We start from the raw sequence: 20,573 nt of genomic DNA, 5'->3' as shown, positions 1-20,573 counted from the left end.
GCAAACGACTCGCCTGACTGAGCGTTAGCGGAAAAACCGGACCGGCGCAGCCTGCAGCTCGTCACGTCTGCGACATCGCGGTCGGCCGCCTATGACGCAGCAGCGGTACTCGGTACGGCAGGCTCGGCCATGGCGGCGTTCCGCACCAGCCTCGGCGCTATCGCATCGAGCAAGGGCAGTGCCGCAGCGCCGAGCGCCGCCGTGAGCTGACCAGTCGTGCCGCGTTGGAGGCGCGGAATGGCTCGCCCATCGCGCCTGGCGACGGATAGCGGCAACGGCTCGGCTGTTGCGATCAGCGCATCGATGACGCTGTCCGGCAACGCACCTCCCAGGATGATCGTCTCCGGATCGAACAGGTTCTCCAGCATGGCGAGCACCGGTGCGAGCAGTGACCCAGCCTGAGCGATCCAGCCGAGCAGGGCCGGATGTCCTTCGGCGTGAAGTCCGGCGATGCTGGCCGCATCGACCTGAGTGATCCCGGCTTGGCGCAGCGTTTCCTGCAGGGCCGAGGGCGAGACATAGCTTTCAAGGCAGCCCTGCCGACCGCAGACGCAAGGCAGCCCCTGCGGCACCACCGGAACATGACCGAGTTCGCCGGCATTGCCGAAGGCGCCGCGATAAGGCTCGCCGCCGAGCATCAGCCCGAGGCCGAGCCCGAGGCCGAAATAGACCAGGCAGAAATGCCGGAGGTTGCGGCCGATACCATAGAGATGCTCGCCGACGGCCGCCGCCGTCGCATCGTTCTCGACGGTCACGGAGGTCGCCAGCGCGGCGCTCATCAACGCCGTCACGTCGCGCCCCGTCCAGCCAGGCAGCGCCGTCGAACCGACAGTGATCGTCCCCTCGAAATCGAATGGGCCGGGCATCACCACCCCGCAGCCGAGCAGGCGCTCCGGCAGGCCTCTCGTTGCCCGCGCCCGCTTGAGCTCTGCCGCCGCCAGCGCCTGCACTGCGTCGACCGAAATATCCGGCAACGGCACGACGCGCTGCGCCCTGACCTCGCCGGTGAGATCGACCAGCACGGTGGTGATGTGATCGGCGGCGATTTCCATGCCGGCGGTCACCCCGCCATCGGCGTTGAGGGCGAACTCGACCGGCGGCTGGCCGCGCGCCGTACGCCGACGCCCCAACTCGATCAGGAAGCCCTCTTCCAGCAATTCGGCGACGATGTTCGAGACCGCCTGCGCCGTCAGCCGCGTCAGATTGGCGATGTCGGAACGGCCGAGCCGGCCATGCTGCCGCAATGTCTCGAGCACGACGCGTCGGTTATGCCGGCGTCCTCGTTCGGGATTGGCGCCGAGGGCGACGCTCTGCGCGGCTGGAGGCTTGCGGTGCGGCATTGTGGGTCGGCCCGTCCTGTCTGCACAAGCTGCGACGGCCATTAATCAAACTCAAGTGAATTAATCTATTGACAGTCAAGAGGCGGCGGGAAAGCATATGGTCCGAACGTCCAGCAGCCGGGAGCGAGCATGCGGGCGGACGTCGCAACGAGATGGGGAGGGCAGATCATGCGCGGCTTTCGCGGACTGGTTTTGGGTGTGTTGATGTCGGTCGGCGCCATTGCCGGCGCCCGCGCCCAGGCGGTCGAGATCGAGTACTGGCAATATGTGTTCGACGCCCGCATCAAGGCGATGAACGAGCTGATCAAACGCTTCGAGGCCGCCAATCCCGGCATCAAGGTCAAGCACACGACCTTCCCCTATGCCGACTACCAGACCAAGATCGCCGCCGCCGTTCCCGCCGGCCAGGGGCCGGACGTGGTCCAGCTCTATTATGGCTGGCTCGATAATTTCGTCGGCGCCAAATTCATCCAGCCGCTGCCGCGCGACGCCTTCCCGCACGATGTGATCGAGAAGGAATTCTATCCGATCGTCCAGACGATGAAGCGCGACGGCGAGTATTACGGCCTGCCGACCGCGGTCCGCACGCTGGCGCTGTTCTACAACAAGAAGCTGTTCCAGGAGGCCGGGCTCGACCCGAACAAGCCGCCGCAGACCCTCGACGAGTACCTCGAAGCCGCCAAGAAGACGGTAAAGCGCGACGCCTCCGGCAACATGCTCTCGGCCGGCGCCGTGATCGACATGCCCGGCCAGGACCTGCACTGGTGGCGTGAGGTGCTGCTGCGCCAGATGGGCGGCAAGCCCTATTCCGACGACAACAAGACCGTCGCCTATGACAGCGAGGCCGGCGCCAAGGCGCTGAACTGGTATGCCGACCTGCAGCGCGTTCACAAGGTCGGCCAGGCCGGCTTCATGGACGAGGGCCAGGCCGCCTTCCGCGCCGGCCGCGCCGCGATGACGGTCGACGGCTCCTTCCGCCTCGGCGCCTTCGGCGGCATCAAGAACTTCGAATGGGGCGTGACCGAGCTGCCGGCGAGCGCCGACGGCAAGCGCTCGAACTTCGCCAGCTACTGGGTCAACGCCATCACCGGCAAGCCGACCGGCGCCAAGCTCGAAGCTGCCAAGAAGTTCATGGCCTTCACCACCTCGCCGGAGGCGATGCAGGTCTGGCTCGACATGGTCGGCGAGCTTCCCGCCCGCAAGGCCGCGGCCGAGACCGAGAAGAACCTTAGCCATCCGATCTACGGCCCGTTCCTGAAGGCATTGAACTATTCGCAGGCGACGGTCTTCGTCGACGAGCTGGCGCAGCGCCAGGTCGGGCTCGACATGGCCAACCGGGTGTTCATCCAGAACCAGGACGCCAAGGCCTCGCTGGCCGAATCCGCCAAGGCCGAGCAGGCGATCCTCGACCGCTTCTACAAGAAGTGATCGCGGCTGCCTGAAGCCCCAGCACGGCAGGACGCGCCATGACCGCCAACACCCAAGTCGCCCGCTCCGGCGGGCGCCTCTGGCAGGGCCTCAGCCTGCAGCAGAAGCAGGTGGTCTGGGCCTGGGCCTTCCTGGCCGTGCCAATCCTGTTCTACGGGCTGATCCGCTTCTACCCGACGGTCGAAGCCTTCGTGATCTCGACCACGAACTGGAATCTGATGAACTCGCCGTCCTTTGTTGGGCTGGCGAACTTCAAGCGGCTGATGGCCGATCCGGTGTTCTGGCAGGTGTTCCGCAACACCTTCCTCTACCTGATCATCGGCACGCCGGTCAGCCTCTTCCTCGCCTTCACCATCGCCTATCATCTCGACCGCGTCCGCTTCATGCACAGCTTCATCCGGGCGCTCTATTTCCTGCCGTTCCTGACCACAGCGGCGGCGATGGCCTGGGTCTGGCGCTGGTTCTACCAGCCGGTGCCGATCGGCCTGATCAACGACGTCATCTCTTCCTTCGGCTTCTCCCAGCAGCCCTTCCTGCGCTCGACGACGCAGGCGCTGCCAGCCGTGCTGGCCCCGGCGATCTGGGCCGGCCTCGGCTTCCAGGTGGTGATCTTCCTCGCCGGCCTGCGCGCCATTCCGACGACCTATTACGAGGCGGCCCGCATCGACGGCGTCTCCGACTTCGCCATCCTGCGCAAGATCACGCTGCCCCTGCTCAAGCCGACGATCATCTTCCTCGTCGTCTTCTCCTCGATCGGCTTCCTGCGCATCTTCGACCAAGTCTACAACATGACCAGCGGCGATCCCGGCGGCCCGCTCAACGCGACCAAGCCGCTGGTGCTGATGATCTATCAGACCGCATTCTCCTCTTTCGACATGGGCTATGCGGCGGCGCAGACCGTCGTGCTCTTCCTCGTCCTGCTCTGCGTTTCGCTGCTGCAGCTGCGCCTGCTGAGGGATCGCTGATGACCGGCTCCTCTCTCATGCACCGCTTCGCGCCCGGCCGCGTCCTCGTCTGGCTGCTGCTGCTCGCCGGCGGCCTCCTGATGCTGACGCCGCTGCTCTTCATGTTCTCGACCTCGCTGAAGGATTCAGCCGATATCTACGATCTCCGGCTGATCCCGGCTGCGCCGACGCTCGACAACTACAAGACCGTGCTCTCGGACGGGCGCTTCCTGCGCTGGTTCTGGAACTCGCTGGCGATCGCCACCATCGTCACCCTGTCGAACGTCTTCTTCGACAGTCTGGTCGGCTACACCCTGGCCAAGTTCCAGTTCCGCGGCCGCTATCTCGTCTTCCTCGCGATCCTGTCGACGCTGATGATCCCGACCGAGATGCTGGTCATCCCCTGGTACGTCATGGCCAAGAACTTCGGCTGGCTCGACAGCTACTGGGGCATCATGTTCCCGGGCATGATGACGGCCTTCGGCACCTTCCTGATGAAGCAGTTCTTCGAGACGGTGCCCAACGACTTCCTCGAGGCGGCGCGCGTCGACGGCCTCAACGAGTTCGCGATCTTCTGGCGCATCGCCTTGCCGCTGGTGACGCCGGCGCTGTCGGCGCTCGCGATCTTCACCTTCCTCAGCAACTGGACGGCCTTCATCTGGCCGCTGATCGTCACCACCAGCAAGGAACTCTACACGCTCCCCGTCGGGCTCGCCTCCTTCGCGGTCGAATCCCAGATCCAGTGGGAGCTGATCATGACCGGCGCGGCGCTGGCGACGATCCCGACGCTCGCCGTCTTCCTGCTGCTCCAGCGCTACATCGTCCGCGGCGTCGTGCTCGCCGGGCTCAAGGGATAGTTGCGATGACCGCCCACACCGATCCGCGCACCAGCGACAGTTCCGTCTTCCCCGATCCGGTCTACAAGGAGACGGTGCTGCGCCCGCTCTTCGACGCGGTGAAGACCCATCATGTCGAGGGCTTCCGCGCCGTCGATCGCGCCCATCTCGTCATGCTGGCCGAGACCGGCATCCTCCCGCGCGCCACCGCGGCCGAGATCGCCCGCGCCCTGATCGAGATCGAGCGCGAGATCGACCCGGCGACGCTGACCTATACCGGCGAGGTCGAGGATTATTTCTTCTTGGTCGAGGCCGAGCTGCGCAAGCGCCTGAAAGCCGACGACAATGGCCGTTTGCATACCGGCCGCTCGCGCAACGATATCGAGCACACTCTGTTCAAGCTGGCGCTGAAGCCCCGGCTCGACAAGCTCGCCACCCGCCTGCGCGCCTTGATCGCCGCCGCGTTGACACTGGCCGAACGCGAAAAGGCGACATTGATCGTCGCCTATACCCATGGCCAGCCGGCCCAGCCCTCGACGCTCGGGCATTATCTCTCAGCTGCGATCGAGGTGATGCTGCGCGACCACCGGCGCCTGGTGCAGGCACGCGAACTTCTCGATCTCTGCCCGTTAGGGGCCGCAGCGATCACCACCTCGGGCTTCCCGCTCGACCGCCACCGCACCGCCCATCTGCTCGGCTTCAAGGCGCCCCTGCAGAATTCCTATGGCTGCATCGCCGCAGTCGATTACGTCACCGGCGTCTTCAGCGCGGTCGAGCTGGTCTTCCTGCATCTCGGCCGGCTGATCCAGGACCTGCAGTTCTGGACTGCCTTCGAGGTCGGCCAGATCTATGTGCCCAACGCTTTCGTGCAGATCTCCTCGATCATGCCGCAGAAGCGCAATCCGGTGCCGATCGAGCATCTGCGCCATCTTGCCTCGCAGACGGTGAGTCGCGCCCGGCTCGTGCGCGACGTCGTCCACAACACGCCGTTCACCGACATGAACGACTCTGAGGGTGAGACCCAGGAAGCCGGCTACCAGAGCTTCGAGAGCGGCGGGCGCGTGCTCGATCTGCTCGCGGCCCTGCTGCCAGCGCTCTCGGTCGACAGCCGCCGCGTCGCTGAGACCATCCGCCGCTCCTGCATCACCATCACCGAGCTCGCCGACACCCTGGTGCGCAAGGAGAACCTTTCCTTCCGCGCCGCCCATGAGGTCGCCTCGGCGGTGGCGCGCGCCGTCGTCGCTCGCGATGGCGACCTGCCGCGCGATGGCTACGAACCGTTCGCCGAAGCCTTCCGCCACACCGCCGGCCGCGAGCCAAATCTCAGCCGCGAGGATTTCACCACCGCCGTCTCGCCCGAGAACTTCGTCGCCCTGCGCGAGCGCTTCGGCGGCCCGGGCCCGAAGGCGCTGGGCGCAGCGCTCGCCGGCTACCGCACCGAGCTCGCCGCAGCCGAAGATGTCGCCGCAGCCACCGCGAAGCGCGAGCGGGCCGCACGCGACGAGCTCGACGCCGCTTTCACCGCCCTTGCAGGAGCCGCCTGATGGCCGGGATCGCGATCGACAAGCTGGTCAAGCGCTATGGCGCGACGCAGGTCGTGCACGGCATCGACCTGACGATCGAGGATGGCGAGTTCGTCGTCTTCGTCGGCCCCTCCGGCTGCGGCAAGTCGACGACCTTGCGCATGATTGCCGGGCTCGAGGACATCAACGACGGCACGATCTCGATCGGCGGCCAGGTCGTGAACCGGCTCGAGCCGAAAGAGCGGAACATCGCGATGGTGTTCCAGAACTACGCGATCTACCCGCATATGAGCGTCGCCGAGAACATCGCCTTCGGCCTCTACACCTCCGGGCTCGACAAGGCGAAAAAGCGCAAGCGCGTCGAAGAGGTTGCCGAGGTACTCGGCCTGACGCTGCTGCTGGAACGCCGCCCTTCGGCGCTTTCGGGCGGCCAGCGCCAGCGTGTCGCCATCGGCCGCGCCATGGTGCGCGACCCCGCCGTCTTCCTCTTCGACGAGCCGCTCTCCAATCTCGACGCGCAGTTGCGCGCGCAGATGCGGCTCGAGATCAAGCGCCTGCACCAGCGGCTCGGGACCACCATCGTCTTCGTCACCCATGACCAGGTCGAGGCGATGACGCTGGCTGACCGGATCGTGGTGATGCGCGACGGCCATATCCTCCAGGTCGGCGCGCCGATGGAGCTCTACGAGAAGCCGGCCGACGTCTTCACCGCCCGCTTCATCGGCTCGCCGACCATGAACGTCGTGCCGGCAAAGGCGACCGCTGAAGCCGGGCGCAGCATGCTGCAGCTCGGTGAAACCCCGCTTGGATGGCCCAGCGCACTGCCGGCCGATGTCCTCGTCGGCGTCCGACCGCAGGAGCTGCGCGTCCTGGAGCAAGGCGAAGGCGCCGACCTCGTGCTCTCCGGCACGGTCGTGGTCGTCGAGCCGCTCGGCCCGGAGACTTTCGTCCATGTCGAGGCTGAAGGCGGGCTGCTGCTCGCCTCGGCTTCGGCCAAGCACCCGCCTGCCGTTGGCAGCGCCGTCAGGCTCGGCGCCTCGGCCTCGGCGCTGCGCCTGTTCGACGCCAAGAGCGAGCGCGCCTTGTGACGTCCCGGCTATCTCGGCCGGACGGCCTGGTCCTGAGCACCGGCCGGCTCTATTGCGATCTCGTTTTCCGCGGGCTGGATGCGATGCCGCGCCTTGGCGAGGAGCGCTTCGCCGATGAGGTCGCGGTCGTGCCGGGTGGCGGCGGCTTCATCACCGCCGCGCATCTCGTCGGGCTCGGCCGCGCTGCCGCTTTGCTGGCGCGCCTTGGCGAAGACCCGTTCTCGCAATCGCTCCTGCCGGCGCTCGAAGGCAGTGGCGTCGATCTTAACTTTCTGGAGCGTGCCGTCGATGCCGGGCCTCAACTCACCGTCGCCATGGTGCAGGACGGCGAGCGCGCCTTCCTCTCCCGCCGCGCTGGCTCGGCTCGTCCCGCGACGCTTCCCGCTGCACTCGGCGATGTCCGCGCCTGCCACCTCCATATCGCCGAATTCGCGACGCTAGCCGAGATCCCGCCTCTGGTGACCGACGCCAGGCATCATGGCCTCACCGTCTCGCTCGATCCGAGCTGGGACGACACGCTGATCCGCTCGCCCGATCTCGTCGCGCGCTGCACCGGCGTCGATGTCTTCCTGCCGAATGCGTCCGAAGCCCGCACGATTGCGGCCTGTGACGATCTCGACGAAGCAGGACGGCGGCTCGCCCGGCATTTTTCGTTGGTGGCAATCAAGGATGGCGGAGCCGGCGCCCGCCTCTATCAGGGCAACGAGTGCCTTACGCTTCCCGCCGCGCCGTGCCAGGCCGTGCTCGACACCACCGGCGCGGGTGACGCCTTCAACGCCGGCTTCCTCGCCGCCTGGCTCGCCGGGAGGATGCCTGAGCGCGCCCTCGCCGAAGGCATCGCCTGTGGTACGCTTTCGGTCCAGAGTGTCGGCGGCGCCGGCCGCAAGCTGGACCCGCGCCAGGTCGCTCTCATCGCCGATCAATTGCTCGAAGGGCCCTTGCGCCGCCATGGCTGAAGCCCTGCTCACTTGCGAGGCGGCGGAAGCCGCTGCTGTCGCGCGCCGGCAATTCATGGAGAACGGCGCGATCGTCGCCGATCTCGTCGAACGCCTGCGCATCAAGCGGCCGGCTTTCGTCGCCACCTGCGCCCGCGGTTCCTCCGACCATGCCGCGACCTATGGCAAATACCTGATCGAGCGCGCGCTCGGCCTGCCCGTCGCCTCGCTGGGGCCGAGCCTCGCCTCGGTCTATGGCGGCGAACTCGACCTCTCTCGCGCTCTGTTCATCGCCGTCTCGCAGTCCGGGCGCAGCCCCGATGCGCTGCTGTTGACAGAGGCGGCGAAGCGGGCCGGGGCATTCGTGGTCGGCTTCGTCAACGATGAGACGTCGCCCCTCGCCGGCATGGTCGATATGCTCGTGCCGCTGCGGGCGGGCCCCGAGCGCAGCGTCGCCGCGACCAAGAGCTTCCTCGCCACTTGCCTCGCTTTCCTGCATCTGACGGCGGAATGGGCACGGGACGAAGCCTTATCCACCGCCCTGACACTGGCCCCCGAGGCGCTCGACGCCGCCGGACGTTGCGACTGGAAGCCGGCCCTGCTGTCTTGGCGCGAGGCGCGCAGTCTCTATGTGATCGGTCGCGGCCTCTCCTTCGGCATTGCCCAGGAGATCGCGCTCAAGTTCAAGGAGACCTGCCGCATCCATGCCGAGGCCTTCAGCGCCGCCGAGGTGCTGCACGGCCCGCTGGCGCTGGTCGGCCCTGGCTTCCCGGCGCTGGCGCTCGACCCAGGCGACGAGGGCAGCGAGAGCGTGCGCGCCGCAGCTACGGCCTTCACGAGCCTCGGCGCCGATCTCCGCTATGCCGGTGGCGGCACCGGCCCTGGAGAAACCCTGCCGCTGCCGCCAGGCCTGCCAGCCGCCTTGCTGCCGCTGGCGCAGGTTCGCGCCTTCTACGGCGCTGTCGCAGCGCTGGCTGAGAGCCGCGGCCTCGACCCCGACCGTCCGCCTCACCTCTCCAAGGTGACGCGGACGGTGTGAGCCTGTCTCACTTGCCGAGCACCAGGTTCGGCAGCCAAGTCGTCAGCGGCGGCCAGAGCGTGATTGCGGCCAGCACTGCGAGCAGCGGGATCAGCCAAGGCACGATCGCGCGCGACATCGCCTCGAACGAGATCTTGGCGATTTTCGAGGTCACGAACAGCACGACCCCGACCGGCGGCGTGATTGTGCCGATCATCAGGTTGAGCACGAAGATCAGGCCGAACTGGATCGGGTCGATGCCGAACTGCGCTGCTGCGGGCGTCAGGATCGGGATCAGGATCAGCATCGCCGCCAGCGCTTCCATGAAGCAGCCGACGAAGAGCAGGAGCAGGTTGACGATCAAGAGGAACATCAGCGGATTGCCAGCGAGATCGACGATCATCGGCCCAACCGTCTGCGGGATGCGCGAGATCGACAGACACCAGCCGAGCGCTGCGGCGGTCATCACCAGCGCCAGCACGACGCCGGTGGTCTCTACCGTCTGCACCACCAGCTCGGGCAGGTTGTTGAGCGAGAAGCTCCTGTAGACGAAGAGACCGAGCACGATCGCATAGGCGGTCGCGACCGCCGCGGCTTCCGTCGGCGTGAAAATACCGGCCATCATCCCGCCGAACAGGATCACCGGCGTCATCAGCGCCCAATGCGCTTCCTTGTAGGCGACCCAGAGCTGCGCCGCGCCGGGGAAGGGATGGCGCGGTAGATCGCGCTTCCTGGCGATATAGACCACCATCGCCATCAGCGCGCCGGCCATCAGCAGGCCCGGGATGACGCCGGCGAGGAAGAGCCCGCCGATCGAGACGTCGGCCGAAACGCCGTAGATCACCATCGGCAGCGAGGGCGGGATGATCGGCCCGATCGTGGCGGAAGCGGCGGTGATAGCTGCCGCCGTCTCGGCGTCGTAGCCCTCGTCCTGCATCGCCTTGATCTCGAGCGTGCCGACGCCGCCGGCATCGGCCACCGCCGAGCCCGACATGCCGGCGAAGATCACGCTGGCGAGGATGTTGGCATGGCAGAGCCCGCCGCGCAGCCAACCGACGCAGGCGGTGGCAAAGGCGAAGATCCGGTCGGTGATCCCGGCCGAATTCATGATGTTGCCCATCAGGATGAAGAGGGGCGCCGCCAGCAGCGGGAAGGAGTTGGCCGATTGCGCGATCTTCTGCGGCACGATCCCGAGCGGGAAGCCGCCGAAGAAGGCGAAGGCGACCGCCGCCAGACCCATCGAGACGAAGAGCGGCACGCCCATCAGCAGGGCGATGAACCAGACCGGCAGGATCTGCAGCATCAGCGTCGTCATAGCGGCTGCGTCCCCGGCTCGGCGGTCTCGATCTTGCGGCCGGCGAGGACATCGCCGATCTCGGCCAGTGCCTGGAGGATCAGCGCGAGGCCAGCGAGCGGCATCACGACGTAAAGCGCCGCGCTCGAAACCGGCAGCGCGATCGATTCGACATCCCAGGTCCGCTCGATCAGGCCGAAGGAATAGCGGACCAGGATCGCGGCGAAGAGGATGATCGCGGCTTGCGTCGCAATCTCGAACAGCCGGCCAGTCGATTTCGGCAAGAGGTCGGCGAAGACCGTGATGCGGATATGCGAGCGACGCCGCGCCGCGATGATCCAGCCGACGAAACCGGTCCAGACGAGCAGATACTGGGCGAGCTCGTCGGTCCAGGCCAGCGGGGCGTTGAGCTGACGCGAGGCGACACCGAGCAGCACGGCGACGAGCAGTGCGAGCAATAAGCCCACCGCGGCGGCGCGCACGAGGCGGTCGGAGAGGGCGATAAGGGATTTCACGGAACGACCGACCTCAGTCTTGATGCCATACGAAAGGGAGGCGCGCCGTCATGCTCGCCCTTGTGGCGAGCATCCACGTCTTGAACATCGCGTTCGATCAGCGAGGCGAAGACGTGGATGGTCGGGACAAGCCCGACCATGACGGTGAAGCGCCCGACAAGTCGCTCACAGCGCCGCAAGCGCATCCCAGGTGCCCTTGCCCCATTTGCTCTCGAACTGCTTCGGCAGAGTGGCGAGCACCGGCTTGCTGAAGCTTTCCAGGTCCGGTTCCGTGACGCTCATTCCAGCGGCCTTCAGCGTCGCGACAAGGCTGCCCTCCTGGCTCGAAAGCTCGGCATCCTGCCAGGTGACGCCATTGGCGATGGCGGCTTCCACGATCGTGCGGTCGGCGTCCTTCAGCCCCTTCCAAAACTCCTCGTTGATGACGATCAGGCGCGGCGTGATGATGTGGCCAGTCAGGATCAGGTGCTTCTGCACCTCCTGCAGCTTGGCACTGTGGATCGTCGGCAGCGGGTTTTCCTGGCCATCGACCGCGCCCTGGCTCAGAGCCAGATAGAGCTCGTTGAAGTTGACCGGCGTCGCCTTTGCGCCCCAGGCCTCGACCATGGCGCGGAAGGTGTCGACCGGCGGTACCCGCAGCTTGAGGCCGGCGACATCGGCGGCGCTCTTCACCACCTTCGAGCCGGTGGTCAGGTGGCGCTTGCCGTAATAGGTCACCGCCGCCATGCGCATGCCGCGCTTCTTGATGAGCTCCTCGTTCATCTGGGTGAAGACCGGCGCCTTGGCGACCTTGCTCATATGAGCCGGGTCGCGCCAGAGATAGGGCGCCTCGACCACCGAGAGCTGCGGCAGGAACGAGCCGAGCGCAGCGGCGCCGTCGGTCGTCATGGTCAGCGCGCCCGAAGCGACCGATTCCATCATATCCTTGCCGGAGCCGAGCTGGCCGGCCGGGAAGGACTGGATGTCGACGCGGCCCGAGGTTTTCTCCTTCACCTCCTTGGCGATGCGATCGACCATCTGCACCTGCGGATGGGTGATCGGCAGCATCTCGCCCCAACGCATCACAGTGGCCTGCGCACGCAGCACACTCGGCATCGCGATCGCTGTGCCGGCTGCAGTTGAGCCTGCGAGAAAGGCGCGTTTCGTCAGCTTGATCATCATCGTTCTCCTCCCTGCGCGGCCGGTTTTCCGGCTCGCTGTTCTAGCGCCTTTTTCGATCGGCGCCTGATCGTGGTCAGTAGCTCATCGCCCTCGTCCGGGCGTTGCTGATGTGCGCGCTCATCTCCGCTGCCGCAGCGTCCGGATTTCGCGCTTCGATCGCGGCGATGATCTTGAGATGGTCCTGCATCACCGGGATCAGGATGTGGTTCTGGATGCGCGTCTCGTATTGCCGGATCAGCCTGATCTTCAGCCATGTGACGCGGAAGGCCTGGCTGACGATGTCGTTGTCGAGATGGTCGATGATCGCCTCATGCATCAGCCGGTCGACATCCTCGGCATCCTCGATCAGCGTCTCGTCGCCACCGGCCTCGGCCCGGCGGATGATCGCCTCGTGCCGCTCGCGCTGCTCGGCGATCTCGGCGTCGGTCGCGTTCGTGGTGTAGGCCGCCGTCGCCTCCTTCTCGAGAAAGAGGCGGAACTGGAAGGCGTTGCGGATCAGGTTGAGGTCGACATGGGCGACCTGCATGCCGCGCTGCGGCACCGTCTTGATCAGCCCCTCCGCCTCGAGCCGCGGGATCAGTTCGCGGATCGCGCCAAGCGGGAAGCCCGTCATCGCGACGAGCTCGCGCTGGGTGACGAACTGGCCCGGCCGGATCTCGCGGGCGAGCAGCCGCTCGGTGAAGCTGGCATAGGCCCGCTCCCTGAGCTTCAGCGGTTCGCCGTCGCGGTCCGGATCGGGCTGGCTCATCACATCCTCCTCAGGCAGCCTTGGCTCGGGTGATCCGATCGAACGCGGCAAACAGCGCCTTGCGCTGGCCTTCGTCGAGCGCGGTCAGCGGCGCCCGCATCGGGCCGTAGCCGTCATCGCCATGGAGATGACCGACCAGTGCCTTCACCGCCGGCAGCACCGGATAGGAGCAGATCTCGTCGACAAGCTCGTTCACCACCGCACTCTCGGCGCCCTCATAGACCATCGGCCGCAGCAGATGCGGCGTCAGGTTGGAGAGGCCGCAGATCGTGCCCTGGGCGCCGTTGCGCACGGCGCGGGCGAGCTGGCGCTCATCGCCAACCAGGATGGCGAGCTCGCCATGCGCCTTCAGGAAGGCTTCCGTCGTCGCATAGTCGCCGGAGGAATCCTTGATGCCGGTGACGATGCCCGGAAACGCCTTCTTCAGCCGCTCGACCAAGCCAACCGAGATGTCGACCGCCGTGACCGAGGGGATGTGGTAGAGAATGGTGTTGCGGGCCGCGCCGCCGAGCTTCTCGAAGAACTGCGAGAACCAGGCATAGAGGCCCTCGTCGCTGACGCCCTTGAAGTAGAAGGGCGGCGCGACCAGCAGACCCTTCGCCCCGATATTCAGCGCCGTCTGCGCCTGGTCGACCGCCTCGTGCAGCGAGGAGGCGGCGACGCCGGCATAGATCTGCGTCGCCGGGTCGATACCGGCTCCGACGAGCGCGCCGAGCATGGCAGTGCGGGCCGGGCTGCCGAGCGCAGCGCCCTCGCCGGTCGTGCCGAACAGCGTGACCGAGTCGCAGCCATTGGCGAGAACATGGCGGGCATGATGGACGAGCCGCGGCAGGTCGACGGCGCCGCCTTCCCGCATCGGCGTGGTGATGGCGCAAGAGAGGCCGAAGCGATTGGGATTCAGAGCCATTGCGAAGCGTCTTTCCGTGAGATGTCCAGTTGAGGCGTTGAGAAAGTCAGGGGCGCAGCAAGATCAGCGCCAGCGATGTCAGCCATCCTTGAGCCCTCCGGCGGAGAGGCCGGCGACGATCTCGCGCTGGGCGAGCACGGTCAGCAGCAGGACGGGCAAGGTGACGAGCAGGGCGGCGGCGGCGAGCGGGCCCCAGGAGATCTGCTCGAAGGTCAGCGAGTTGTAGACGGCCGAGGGCAGCGTGCGGCTGTTCTTGCCGCCGAGCACCACCGAGAAGATGAAGTTATTCCAGGAGAAGATGAAGGCGAGGATGCCGCCGACGACGATGCCGGGCCGCGCCAGCGGCAGCGCGACATGGCGGAAGGCCTGCCAGGTCGTGGCGCCGTCGATCCGGGCCGCGTCTTCGAGCTCCATGGGAACGTTTTCAAAGTAACCGATCATGATCCAGACGATGATCGGGATGGTGATGACGAGATGGGTGATCACCAGCGCGGTCACCGTGCCGACAAGGCCGGTAATCTGGAAGAGCAGGAAGAGCGGGATCAGATAAGACAGCGCCGGCGTCATGCGCGCGACCAGGATCAGGATCGCGAACTTGTGCGCCTTGCCGCGCGCGATGCCGTAGCCGGCCGGCACGCCGACGGCGAGGCCGATCAGCACTGCCCCGCCCGTCACCAGGATCGAATTCCAGAGATAGAGCGCGAAATTGTTCTTAGCGAAGACGTCGACATAGTTCGCCAGCGTCGGCGGGCTCGGAATGAACACCGGCGGGAAGGCGGTGTTGTCGAGCTCGTTCTTGAACGAGAGCGAGATCATCCAGAGGAAGACCAGCACCGCCGGCGAGACCAGCACGAAGACGGAGGCGTAGAAGCCGAGCTTGGTGGCGAGGCGCTTCATCACGCGTTCCACTTCGACTTCTGGCGCGCATAGAGCAGCAGCAGCGACAGCATGATGATGATCACGAAGAAGATCACCACGACGGCGGAGGCGTAGCCGATCTTGTAGAACTGGAAGGCCTGCAGATAGAGGAAGATGTTGAGGGTCTCGGACGCCGTTCCCGGCCCGCCCTGGGTGATCACGAAGATCGTGTCGAAGGCCTTCAGCGCGTCGATGGTGCGGATCACGATCGCGACCATGATGAAGGGCCAGACCAGCGGCAGCGTGATGTGGCGGAACATGTGCCAGGCATTGGCGCCGTCGATCAGCGCGGATTCATAGGGTTCTCTAGGCAGCCCCGCCAACCCGCCGAGCACGATCAGCATGACCAGCGGCGTCCAGTGCCAGACCTCGACCAGGATCAGCGTCGGGATCACCGTGTTGGGCGAATAGACCCAGGCCTGCGGGCCGATGCCGATGAGCGAGAGCAGATAGTTCAGCACGCCGAGCTGGGGGTGGAACATCATCGTCCAGACCAGCGCGACCGCGACCGGCGTCGCCATCATCGGCATCACGAAAATGGTGCGCAGCAGGCCGCGGAACGGGAATTCGCGATGGAAGACCAGCGCCGCCGCGGTGCCGAACAGGATCGGCAGCACGACCGCGAGCACGGTGAAGTAGAAGGTGTGCCCCATCGATTCGATGAAGCGCGCATCGCGGAAGAGCTCGGCGAAGTTCTGCAGACCGACGAATTCCGGCCCGCCGCCGATCTTCCAGTCCTGGCTCGACATGTAGAGCGTGAACAGCCAGGGGAAGACGATCACGCCGGCGATGATCAGCACCGCCGGAAGCGAAAACAGCCAATAGCGCGGCGTGAAATCCCGCGAATCCGTCGCAGGGATCTGCGCCGGGGTCGCAAGGCTTCTGGCTGGCAAGGTGGTGCTGGTCATGTGTTGGAACCGTCATGCCCGCGCTGACCCGGGCATCTCTTCAAAGGTGCACGCTGGTCGCGTCATGGCCGGGCCAGGCCCGGCCATGACGCGTGATGAAACGCCTCAGCCCTGCTCGCTCTTGACCAGTACCGGCGCGAAGGCTTCCGTCGCCTTCTTCAATTCGGTCGCGACATCGGCGCCGCCGATCGCATTGGTCAGCGCCACGCCGAAGACATCACGGAACTCGGTGACCGGGACGATCTGCGGCAGCGCGGCGCGGGCGATCTTGGCCGAGCCGAGCAGGCACTCGAAATACTGCGCGCCGAACCTCGACTGGGCGATCGTCTCCTTGTCGAGATAGGCCGAGGCGCGACCGGGCGCGCCGGCGCCGGCCTTCAGCATCGCGATCTGGTTGGCCTTGTTGGTCATGAACTGCAGGTAGAGCCAGGCGGCCTGCTTCTTCTGCGAGCCGCGCGAGATGCCCATGCCATCGGCGAACATGCCGGCATGGTGGGCCTTCGGCCCCGGCGGCGTGATGCCGTAGCCGACCTTGCCGACGATGCGCGACTTCGAGGGATCCTCCAGCGGCGTAGCGAAGCCGATGCCGTCGAGCCACATCGCGGCGCGGCCCTGCATGAAGGTGGTCTGGCACTCGTTCCAATTGAAGCCGACCTGGCCGGCCGGGCCGGTTTCCTTGTTGAGCTTCTTGTAGAGCTCGCCGGCCCAGACCGCTTCCGGCGTGTCGGTCTGCAGCTTGCCGTCCGGCGAGGTCGTCTCGATGCCCTGGCCGAGCACCAGGCTGGCCCAGACCGGGACGTTGGCGTTCTTCAAGCCGCGCGAGACGAAGCCGGCGATGCCCTTGGCCGGATCGTGCAGCTTCGCCGCGACGGTCGCCATCTCCTCCATGGTCTTGGGATAGGCCACGCCCTTCGCGTCGAAGAGTTCCTTGTTGTAGTAGACCATCCAGTAGTCGACGAAGAACGGGATGGTATCGAGCGATCCATCGGCCTGGCGGGCATAGGCCACCGGGCCGGCACCGAAATCGGCGAAGTCGAAATCAGGTGCGGTCAGCGAGGCGTCGGCGATATAGGGCCGCAGGTCCTCGAACCACTTGCCCTTGGCAGCCATGCGCTTTTGTACATGCAGCGAGATGCCGCTGACGTCGAAGCTCGGCTTGCCCGAAGCGAACTCGATCACCGCCTTCTGGCGCTGCTGCTGCTCCGGCACCTGCTCGGCCGAGACCTTGATGCCGGTGAGCTCGGTGAACTCCTTCTCGGCCGCCTGCATCAGGTCGGAGCGCGGATTCTTTACCAGCAGCACGTCGATCGTCGTGCCTGAGAAGCGCTTCCAGTTGAACGCCGCCTGGGCGCGGGCCTCGCGCAGCACCAGCGGCGAGGCGATCGCTCCGGTCGCGCCGAGCGCGGCGGCTCCGCGCAGCAGGCCACGCCGCGTCGGCTTGAGAATTTCGGTCATGGACGTCCTCCCTGGACTGATGCGGCCGTTGCCGGCCGTCTTGATCCCGTTCCGGCAAGCAGGCTCTCCATTGCCAAGCCGCGGGAATGGAGCGCAGGCTAGTGCGGATCGAAGATGGTTGCAAGCTGACATGTTGGCGTGCACATAGTGATGCAACACGACCGAGAACCCGGCCCCCGATGACGACTTCCACACTTCCTGTTCGACCTCTTGGCCGCTCCGGTCTTGAGGTCACCACGCTCGGCTTCGGTGGCGCGCCGCTCGGCGATCTCTTTGCCCGCCTCGACGAGGCGACCGCGGTCGCGACCGTCGAGGCGGCGCTCGCAGCCGGGGTCAATCTCATCGACACCTCGCCGCTTTATGGCCACGGCCTCTCCGAGCATCGCATCGGAGCGGGCTTACGCCGCTCGGGGCGCAAGGACGTGGTGATTTCGACCAAGGTCGGCCGGATCGCCGAGCCCTTCGCCGGCCGCGGCGACGGCTCCGGCTATCTCGGCGGCCTGCCCCACGGACTTCGCTTCGACTATTCCTATGATGGCACCATGCGCTCGCTTGAGCAGTCGGCGCTGCGCCTCGGCGTCGACCGCATCGACGTGGTCCTGATCCACGACGTCGACGTCTGGACGCACGGGGCCGACCAGATCGAGAACCGCTTCGTCGAGGCAATGGCCGGCGCCTATCGTGCGCTCGACAGGCTGCGCTCCGCCGGAGCGGTCAAGGCGATCGGGGTCGGCGTCAACGAAGCCGAAATGTGCGAGCGCTTCGCAAATGCCGGCGATTTCGACACCATGCTGCTTGCGGGGCGCTATTCCCTGCTGGAGCAGCCGGGGCTCGCCTCCTTCATGCCTCTGGCGCAGAAGAAGGGCATCGGCCTGATGCTTGGCGGCGTCTTCAACTCCGGCATCCTCGCCACGGGGCCGGTGGCCGGCGCCAAGTACAATTACCAGCCGGCGCCGCCGGATATCCTCGCCCGCGTCGCGGCGATCGAAGCGGTCTGCACCCGCCATGGCGTGCCGCTGCGCCGCGCCGCCTTGCAGTTCCCGCTCGGCCACCCGGCCGTGGCGAGCCTGGTGATGGGTGCCGTCAAGCCGGAGGAGGTCGAGGATCAGGCCGCCGAGCTCGCGGCCGAGATTCCGGCCGCCCTCTGGGCGGAGCTGAAGAGCGAGGGTCTTTTGGGCGCCGATGTCCCGGTTCCGCGCTGACGCCATGCGCATCGACGCCCATCAGCATTTCTGGAGCCTCGCGCGCAGCGATTATGGCTGGCTGACGCCGGCCCTTGGCCCGATCCATCGCGATTTCAGCCCCGCCGATCTCGCGCCCCTGCTGGCACAGCATGGCATCGACCGCACCATCCTGGTCCAGGCCGCACCGACACAGGCCGAGACCGCTTTCCTGCTCGATATCGCGGCGAAGACGCCCTTCGTCGCCGGCGTCGTCGGCTGGGCCGATTTCGACGCATCCGATATCGCAGAACGGATCGCTGCCTTCGCCGGCGATCCGCTCCTCGTCGGGCTGCGGCCGATGGTGCAGGACATCGAAGACGATGACTGGCTGGCGCAACCCGCGTTGGCCCCGGCTTTCGAAGCGATGGCGGCCCACCACCTCGTTTTCGACGCGTTGCTGAAGCCGCGCCACATCGCGCCAATGCTGACGCTGCTGGAGCGCCAGCCGGACCTCGCCTGCGTCATCGACCATGGCGCCAAGCCTGATCTCATCACTGGCGATCTCGCCGGCTGGCGGGACGGTATGTCGGCGCTCGCCGCCCATCCGGGCCTCACCTGCAAGCTCTCCGGCCTCGTCACCGAAGCCGGCCCGGACTGGACGCCGGAGACGCTGCGCCCCGTTATCGGCCACCTCCTTGCCACCTTCGGGCCGGAGCGGCTGATCTTCGGTAGCGACTGGCCGGTGGTGACGCTGCGTGCCTCCTATGCACAATGGTTCGAGACTGCCGCAATTCTCCTCGCCGACCTCACCGAGGCGCAGCGCGCTGCCGTCTTTGGCGGCAATGCCGCAAAACTCTACCTCTCGCAGCGCGGACGTCAGTGACATGCTCAAGGATATCGACCCGGTCCTGTCCGCCGACCTGCTCTGGGTGCTCGCCGCCATGGGCCATGGCGACGACCTTGCCCTCGTCGACGCCAATCACCCGGCGGAAACGATCGCGCGTGCCACCACGAGCGGTCGGCTGGTGCGCTTGCCAAGCCTCAGCATGGCGCGGGCGGCCCGGGCCATCCTCTCGGTGCTGCCAATCGACGAATTCGAGCCTCAGCCTGCCCGGCGCATGCTGGTGGTCGGCGATGCCGCCGCGATCCCGGACGTCCAGCGCCAGGTTCAGGCCGAACTCGACCGCGCGCTCGGCCGCACCGAGCCGCTCGCCGGCATCGAGCGCTTTGCCTTCTATGAGGCGGCGAAGCAGGCCTTCGCGGTGGTGCAGGTCGGCGATCCCCGCCCCTATGGCTGCTTCCTGTTCCGCAAGGGCGTGATCGCGGGCGAGCCGGGCTGAATGGCTCAACCCTGACCGATCAGAGCCAGAAACCCGCCGGCGATCGCAAGATTGGCGACGAAGCCGTTGATGCGGTTGGCCCGGTCCAGCCCCTGATGATCCCAGAAATTGTTGAACATCGGCGTCGCGGCCAGGAGGAAGGCGAGCAGCATCCCTGACGCCAGTGCGACCTGAACGCCGCACAGGATCATGACGCCGGCGACGAGTTGCCAGGCGATCCCCAGCCACAATGTCGCGGCCGGCAGCGGCACGCCGCGCGCGCCGATCAGGCTCGTCAGCAAATTCCTGTTGATGATGTTGCGCAGGGCGGCGAAGGCGAAGGTCCCGCCCAGGAGCAGCCGTCCAGCGACACCCGCCGCGTCAGCCAGAAGAATATCCTGTTCCATGGTTCGTCCTCGTCCAGTGATATGCGCTTCCGGAGGCGGCAGAGCCGCTGAAGCGCTTTCTACAAGGACGAGGCGGCTCAGCCTGTTGTGACATGCCAACAGAACTTTTTTGCGAAATGGACCGGGCCGCCGACGCCGTTCCGCGCTACGGCTTCGCTCCGGTCCCCGGCATCGAGATCACCTTGCCGTCGGGCAGGATGATATCGCCCGGCTTCTGACCCGGCCCGCAATCGCCGACGCGCTTGGCTTCGACCACGAGCTTACGCTCGACCGGCCCCGGCTGCCCGGGCATGCCGGTGAGCTTGGTGGTGCCTTCGGTACGGACTGTCGCCTGGAAATCCCCGGTGACGACGCTGCTGCCGACCGCCGTGATCTGGCCGATCGTGCATTCCGTCGCGACAGCATAGCCGGTCGCGGTCTTCTTGACCTCGATCTTCGAACAGGCACCGCCGGTCATGCCGCCCAGCATGGCGCGGTCGGTACCAGGACCCACGCATTGCTTGGCGCTCGTCTCGCCCTCGGCGCCGGTCGATTTGGTCTCCCACAATCCGGCTTTGCGCTGCGGAAGTTCCTCGGCGGATGCCGGAACGGACCCGAGAATGCTGGCCGCGGCGATGATGGCGAGTGCCCTCATGTCTGTCTCCTCAAAACCTGAAAGATCGATTC

General features: G+C 66.4%; 21 protein-coding genes. 10 read left to right on the top strand and 11 right to left on the bottom strand.

Annotated elements, in window-relative coordinates; genetic code table 11:
* Window positions 1-89 precede the first annotated feature (89 nt).
* Entirely contained in the window at window positions 90-1,340 is a 1,251-nt protein-coding gene (locus ACSQ3M_RS16220; RefSeq protein ID WP_436151111.1) for an ROK family protein, read from the bottom strand.
* Between the two features lie 168 nt (window positions 1,341-1,508).
* On the opposite strand from ACSQ3M_RS16220, the gene ACSQ3M_RS16215 reads away from it, so the two are divergent.
* From ACSQ3M_RS16215 to ACSQ3M_RS16185, 7 genes are read left to right on the top strand one after another with little or no spacing between them, the layout of a single operon-like run.
* On the top strand, window positions 1,509-2,768 hold the full coding sequence (locus ACSQ3M_RS16215) for an extracellular solute-binding protein (protein WP_436151110.1): 1,260 nt from the start codon (window positions 1,509-1,511) through the stop codon (window positions 2,766-2,768).
* A gap of 38 nt (window positions 2,769-2,806) precedes the next feature.
* Window positions 2,807-3,733: a carbohydrate ABC transporter permease gene (locus ACSQ3M_RS16210; protein WP_436151109.1), complete on the top strand. Its 927-nt coding sequence runs from the start codon at window positions 2,807-2,809 to the stop codon at window positions 3,731-3,733.
* Window positions 3,733-4,569 carry a carbohydrate ABC transporter permease gene (locus ACSQ3M_RS16205; protein ID WP_436098121.1) on the top strand — a complete coding sequence of 279 codons (837 nt, stop codon included), beginning with the start codon at window positions 3,733-3,735 and terminating at the stop codon, window positions 4,567-4,569. The genes ACSQ3M_RS16210 and ACSQ3M_RS16205 overlap by 1 nt, the downstream gene beginning before the upstream one ends.
* Before the next feature lie 5 nt (window positions 4,570-4,574).
* Window positions 4,575-6,092, top strand: a complete 1,518-nt coding sequence (locus ACSQ3M_RS16200) for an argininosuccinate lyase (RefSeq protein WP_436151108.1) — start codon at window positions 4,575-4,577, stop codon at window positions 6,090-6,092.
* A complete protein-coding gene (locus tag ACSQ3M_RS16195; RefSeq protein WP_436151107.1) occupies window positions 6,092-7,159 on the top strand; it encodes an ABC transporter ATP-binding protein in 1,068 nt (355 codons plus the stop codon). Before ACSQ3M_RS16200 ends, ACSQ3M_RS16195 begins: the two co-directional genes overlap by 1 nt.
* Window positions 7,156-8,115 carry a carbohydrate kinase family protein gene (locus ACSQ3M_RS16190; RefSeq protein ID WP_436151106.1) on the top strand — a complete coding sequence of 320 codons (960 nt, stop codon included), beginning with the start codon at window positions 7,156-7,158 and terminating at the stop codon, window positions 8,113-8,115. Before ACSQ3M_RS16195 ends, ACSQ3M_RS16190 begins: the two co-directional genes overlap by 4 nt.
* Window positions 8,108-9,133 carry an SIS domain-containing protein gene (locus ACSQ3M_RS16185; RefSeq protein ID WP_436151105.1) on the top strand — a complete coding sequence of 342 codons (1,026 nt, stop codon included), beginning with the start codon at window positions 8,108-8,110 and terminating at the stop codon, window positions 9,131-9,133. The genes ACSQ3M_RS16190 and ACSQ3M_RS16185 overlap by 8 nt, the downstream gene beginning before the upstream one ends.
* Window positions 9,134-9,140: 7 nt before the next feature.
* On the opposite strand, the gene ACSQ3M_RS16180 is transcribed toward ACSQ3M_RS16185, so the two are convergent.
* The 8 genes from ACSQ3M_RS16180 to ACSQ3M_RS16145 form a co-directional block, all read right to left on the bottom strand.
* Window positions 9,141-10,427, bottom strand: coding sequence for a TRAP transporter large permease (locus ACSQ3M_RS16180; protein ID WP_436151104.1), 1,287 nt, complete (start codon window positions 10,425-10,427; stop codon window positions 9,141-9,143).
* Window positions 10,424-10,921: a TRAP transporter small permease gene (locus ACSQ3M_RS16175; RefSeq protein WP_436151103.1), complete on the bottom strand. Its 498-nt coding sequence runs from the start codon at window positions 10,919-10,921 to the stop codon at window positions 10,424-10,426. Before ACSQ3M_RS16175 ends, ACSQ3M_RS16180 begins: the two co-directional genes overlap by 4 nt.
* Window positions 10,922-11,086: 165 nt before the next feature.
* Complete coding sequence (locus ACSQ3M_RS16170; RefSeq protein WP_436151102.1) at window positions 11,087-12,079, bottom strand: sialic acid TRAP transporter substrate-binding protein SiaP; 993 nt, start codon at window positions 12,077-12,079, stop codon at window positions 11,087-11,089.
* Between the two features lie 76 nt (window positions 12,080-12,155).
* Window positions 12,156-12,830 carry a GntR family transcriptional regulator gene (locus ACSQ3M_RS16165; RefSeq protein WP_436151101.1) on the bottom strand — a complete coding sequence of 225 codons (675 nt, stop codon included), beginning with the start codon at window positions 12,828-12,830 and terminating at the stop codon, window positions 12,156-12,158.
* A gap of 10 nt (window positions 12,831-12,840) precedes the next feature.
* A complete protein-coding gene (locus tag ACSQ3M_RS16160) occupies window positions 12,841-13,737 on the bottom strand; it encodes a dihydrodipicolinate synthase family protein (RefSeq protein ID WP_436151100.1) in 897 nt (298 codons plus the stop codon).
* Between the two features lie 78 nt (window positions 13,738-13,815).
* Complete coding sequence (locus tag ACSQ3M_RS16155; protein WP_436151099.1) at window positions 13,816-14,634, bottom strand: carbohydrate ABC transporter permease; 819 nt, start codon at window positions 14,632-14,634, stop codon at window positions 13,816-13,818.
* Window positions 14,634-15,563 (bottom strand): carbohydrate ABC transporter permease, encoded by a 930-nt coding sequence (locus ACSQ3M_RS16150; protein ID WP_436151098.1) that lies wholly within the window; start codon window positions 15,561-15,563, stop codon window positions 14,634-14,636. Before ACSQ3M_RS16150 ends, ACSQ3M_RS16155 begins: the two co-directional genes overlap by 1 nt.
* Window positions 15,564-15,668: 105 nt before the next feature.
* Window positions 15,669-17,018: an ABC transporter substrate-binding protein gene (locus tag ACSQ3M_RS16145; protein WP_436151097.1), complete on the bottom strand. Its 1,350-nt coding sequence runs from the start codon at window positions 17,016-17,018 to the stop codon at window positions 15,669-15,671.
* 179 nt (window positions 17,019-17,197) lie between these two features.
* Between ACSQ3M_RS16145 and ACSQ3M_RS16140 the strand changes: the two genes are divergently transcribed.
* The 3 genes from ACSQ3M_RS16140 to ACSQ3M_RS16130 are packed head-to-tail and all read left to right on the top strand — an operon-like array spanning window position 17,198 to window position 19,521.
* A complete protein-coding gene (locus tag ACSQ3M_RS16140; protein WP_436151096.1) occupies window positions 17,198-18,220 on the top strand; it encodes an aldo/keto reductase in 1,023 nt (340 codons plus the stop codon).
* Window positions 18,201-19,064, top strand: a complete 864-nt coding sequence (locus ACSQ3M_RS16135; RefSeq protein ID WP_436151095.1) for an amidohydrolase family protein — start codon at window positions 18,201-18,203, stop codon at window positions 19,062-19,064. Before ACSQ3M_RS16140 ends, ACSQ3M_RS16135 begins: the two co-directional genes overlap by 20 nt.
* A gap of 1 nt (window position 19,065) precedes the next feature.
* Complete coding sequence (locus tag ACSQ3M_RS16130; RefSeq protein WP_436151094.1) at window positions 19,066-19,521, top strand: RbsD/FucU family protein; 456 nt, start codon at window positions 19,066-19,068, stop codon at window positions 19,519-19,521.
* A gap of 5 nt (window positions 19,522-19,526) precedes the next feature.
* On the opposite strand, the gene ACSQ3M_RS16125 is transcribed toward ACSQ3M_RS16130, so the two are convergent.
* Window positions 19,527-19,907 carry a DoxX family protein gene (locus ACSQ3M_RS16125; protein ID WP_436151093.1) on the bottom strand — a complete coding sequence of 127 codons (381 nt, stop codon included), beginning with the start codon at window positions 19,905-19,907 and terminating at the stop codon, window positions 19,527-19,529.
* Between the two features lie 145 nt (window positions 19,908-20,052).
* Entirely contained in the window at window positions 20,053-20,541 is a 489-nt protein-coding gene (locus tag ACSQ3M_RS16120; RefSeq protein ID WP_436151092.1) for a DUF3617 domain-containing protein, read from the bottom strand.
* Window positions 20,542-20,573 lie beyond the last annotated feature (32 nt).

It is taken from the genome of Allobosea sp. LjRoot90, from assembly GCF_964254315.1.
Lineage (GTDB): Bacteria > Pseudomonadota > Alphaproteobacteria > Rhizobiales > Beijerinckiaceae > Allobosea.
This window is presented reverse-complemented; position numbering and strand designations above follow the sequence as displayed.